Below are 3,585 nucleotides of genomic sequence, written 5' to 3'. Positions count from 1 at the left end.
GGTCGACTCGCATGCGCGCCCGGCCGGGCCGCATCGCAGGCGATGTCGGCGGCCGCTGCCACACTTGGCGGCATGGAGATCCTGCTGCTGGTCATCGGCCTCGTCGTCGGCGCCCTTCTCGGCGGCCTCGGCGTGGCCGTCTGGTCGTCCCGGCGCACGCCCACGGCGCCCGTCACCGAAGACCCCGCGCTGGTCGAGGCTCGGCACCAGGCGCAGCTCGCCGAGGTGCGTGCCGGCGAGGAGGCCGCCAAGTCCCTGCTCCGCGAGGAGCTCGCCGCCACGCAGGCCACCGCCGAGGCGCTGCGCGACCAGATCCTCGCCGCCCAGCAACAGCAGCGCGAGCTCGTCGAGCAGCACCGCGCCGAGCAGCAGGCCCGCGAGGCGCGCGAGCAGGCCGAGAGCCGCGTGCTCCAGGCGCTGGCCCCCGTGAAGCAGTCGCTCTCCGAGATGCAGTCCAAGGTCACCCAGCTCGAGTCGCAGCGCAGCCTGCAGCACGGCGAGCTGTCGCAGCAGCTGAAGTCCGCCGCCGAGTCCGAGGAGCGGCTCCGTTCCACCGCCGAGGCGCTGGCGTCCGCGCTGCGCTCCAACAGCACGCGAGGGGTCTGGGGCGAGACGCAGCTCCGCAGCGTGGTGGAAGCCGCCGGCCTCCTCGAGCGCGTCGACTTCGACGTGCAGTCGAGCATCTCGAGCGACTCCGGCCACGGCCGACCCGACATGGTGGTGCGCCTGCCCGGTGGCAAGTCCATCGCCGTCGACGCCAAGGTGCCCTTCAACGCCTACCTGGAGGCCAGCCAGATCCCCGCGACCGCGACCGGCGCCGAGGCCGCCCGCCGCGCCGACTTCATGAAGCAGCACGTGCAGGCGGTACGCGCGCACATCACGGCGCTCGGCTCGAAGGGGTACTGGAACGGCCTCGACGCCTCGCCCGAGCTCGTCATCGCCTTCATCCCGAGCGAGTCCTTGGTCTCCGCCGCCCTCGAGACCGACCCGAGCATCATGGAGTTCGCGTTCTCGAAGCGCGTGGCGCTCGCCTCGCCCGTCACGCTCTGGTCGGTGCTGAAGACCGTGGCGTTCTCCTGGCAGCAGGACGTGCTGACCAACGAGGCCAAGACGCTGTTCGACCTGAGCCGCGAGCTCTACTCGCGCCTGGCCACCACGGCGAGCCACATCGAGAAGCTGGGTCGCACGATCGAGCGCAGCGTGAAGGACTACAACGCCTTCGTGGGGTCGCTCGAGCGACAGGTGCTGCCGACCGCGCGCAAGCTCGGTGCCCTCGACGAGTCCAAGGTGCTCGCGCCGCTGCGCGGCATCGAGGAGGCGCCCCGCGAGCTCACCGCCTTCGAGCTCGTGTCGGGCACCGGCGCCGATCTCGACCCCGAGATCCGTCGCCAGCTCGAGTCGCCCGACGCCGTGACGCGCGACTGACGCGCCCCGGCATCCGTCACGCGACGGCGTCGCTGCCGGAGACGGAGCGTGCTGCGCGCTCCGCTTCCGCTCAGGCGACGGCGACTTCCGCGGCCGAGCCCACCCCGGCCACCCCGAACTCGAGGTGGTCGTTCGCCGCATCCGCGATGAACGCCTCGTCGACCTCGACCCCGAGGCCGCGGCCTGCGGGCACGCCGACCCGGCCGGCGGTGGCGAGGATCGGCGCCGTCGTCACGTCGCGGGCGTAGTACTTGTCGGATCCCGACACGTCGCTCGGCAGCACGAATCCCGGCAGGCTCGCGATGGCCAGATTGGCCGCGCGCCCGATGCCGAACTCGTGCATCCCGCCGCACCACACCGGCACGCCCGCATCGACGGCGAGGTCGTGCGCAGCTCGGGCGGCCGTCAGCCCGCCCATGCGGCTGACCTTGATGTTGAGCACGCGCACCGCGCCGAGGTGCAGCGCCGTCCGGAACTGGTCGACCGTCTCCACCGACTCGTCCAGGCAGACGGGCGTGTCGATGCGCCGCTGCAGCTCGGCGTGGGCGAGCAGGTGGTCGGGCGCGAACGGCTGCTCGATCATCGTGAGGCCGTCACGGTCCAACTCTGCGAACACCGCGAACGCGTCGGCGACGGGCGCGAAGGCCCCGTTCGCATCCACGTGGAGGTCGAGGTCGGGGAACGCGGCGCGCACCGCGCGCACCGGCTCCACGTCCCACCCGGGTGCGATCTTGAGCTTGACCCGCGGGTAGCCGTCGTCGACGTGACGCTGGACCTGCGCCAGGAGCGCGTCGATCGTGGGCTCGATGCCGAGTGAGACGCCGGCCACCACCTCCGACTGGCTTCCGCCGAGCGCGTGGGCCAGCGACGTGCCCGTGGCGTCGGCGTGGAGCGCCCAGACCGCCGCGTCGACTCCCGCGATGGCGAAGCGATTGCCGCGCACCCGCCGCCACGCCGAGGCGGCACCCGCGGGCGACTCCCACTCCGACCCGACGAGCGCGGGCAGCAGCACCGACGAGGCGATGATCCAGCACGTGTCGGTGGTCTCGGCCCCGAAGTACGGTGCCGAGGGCGAGGCGATCTCGCCCCAGCCCACATGGCCGTCGGCGTCGCGCAGGCGCACGAGCACGTGCTCGATCTCGTTCTTGCGATGGGAACTCGTCTCGAACCCGTGCACCAGCGGCATCCGCACGCGGTAGAGACCCGCCTCGACGACGCGCACGCTCACTCCGCGTACAGGCCGAGCACGTCGGCCAGCCGGTCGCGTTCCACCATGCGTCGTCCGGCGCCCTTCGAGCTCGCCGACGTGAGCGTGGCGAGCAGGTGGAGCGCCATCGCCACCGCGGTCGGCGAATTGGCATACGACGCGCTGTCGGTGTTGACCACGATCGTCTCGGCGGCGTGGTCCACCAGCGGCGCATCCGCCGAATCGGTGATGAGCACGAGCGTGCCGCCGGCGCGCGCGAACTCGAGTGCGATGTCGATGGTGTAGCGCCGGTACCTCGCCAGGGAGATGGCCACCATCACGTCCGAGTTGCGGACGTCGCTCAGCACGTCGAGCGGCCGCACGATCGTGCCGTCGATGAGCGTGACGTTCGCGAGGCTCGCGCTGAGGTCCATGGCCAGCAACGAGGCGAACGTGAACGACTTCGCCGCCCCGAAGATGAATCGCCGGCGGGCTGCGACGATGAGCGCCGCGATGCGCTCGAACGACTCGTCATCGTGCGCCCAGTCGAGCGCTGCGCTGATCTGCGCCCGCTCCTGGTCGATCACCCGGCGCTTCAGGACGACGGCCGACCGACGCTGCACGCGTGCGTCGTACCGTTCATGGGGGCTGTTCAACCCGTTTCGCTCGGACATCTCGCTCCTCATCGGCACGGCTCCTCCCCCAGAACATAGAGCGCTTCGGGCACGGATGCCGGCCGCGACGCGGCCAGCCTCGAGGGCAGGCACGCCACGAGCACCATGCCGTCGTCCAGCCCCGATGCGAGCCACGACGTGACGGCGGGCGCCGCGGTGGCGGTCACCTCGCCCGCTGGTGACGCCGGATCGACGGTGACGCGCAGCCAACGCAGCCGTCGTCCGCCGTCCAGCTGTCCTTCGCCCGACAGGATCGCGCCGGGCGGGTCACCGGCGGTGGCCGCGGCATCAGCGGCCCGT

4 protein-coding genes are annotated in these 3,585 nt (G+C 72.0%); 1 reads left to right on the top strand and 3 read right to left on the bottom strand.

Annotated elements, in window-relative coordinates; all coding sequences use genetic code 11:
• Positions 1–1,425: DNA recombination protein RmuC (gene rmuC, locus GH736_RS19235; protein ID WP_328596919.1), on the top strand; the 1,425-nt coding region annotated here is incomplete at its 5' end.
• 70 nt (positions 1,426–1,495) lie between these two features.
• Here the strand turns inward: rmuC and menC are convergent.
• The 3 genes from menC to GH736_RS19220 all read right to left on the bottom strand — a co-directional run.
• Positions 1,496–2,647 carry an o-succinylbenzoate synthase gene (gene menC, locus GH736_RS19230; RefSeq protein WP_235934477.1) on the bottom strand — a complete coding sequence of 384 codons (1,152 nt, stop codon included), beginning with the start codon at positions 2,645–2,647 and terminating at the stop codon, positions 1,496–1,498.
• A 2-nt stretch (positions 2,648–2,649) separates the two neighbouring features.
• Positions 2,650–3,285, bottom strand: coding sequence for a MurR/RpiR family transcriptional regulator (locus GH736_RS19225; RefSeq protein WP_159606209.1), 636 nt, complete (start codon positions 3,283–3,285; stop codon positions 2,650–2,652).
• Positions 3,286–3,293: 8 nt separating this feature from the next.
• On the bottom strand, positions 3,294–3,585 hold a 292-nt coding region (locus tag GH736_RS19220), incomplete at its 5' end, for a hypothetical protein (protein WP_203230857.1).

Origin of the sequence: Agromyces humi (assembly GCF_009720255.1) — a bacterium.
GTDB lineage: Bacteria > Actinomycetota > Actinomycetes > Actinomycetales > Microbacteriaceae > Agromyces > Agromyces humi.
Note: the sequence above shows the minus strand (reverse complement) of the source record. Positions and strands in the feature narration are given on the sequence as shown.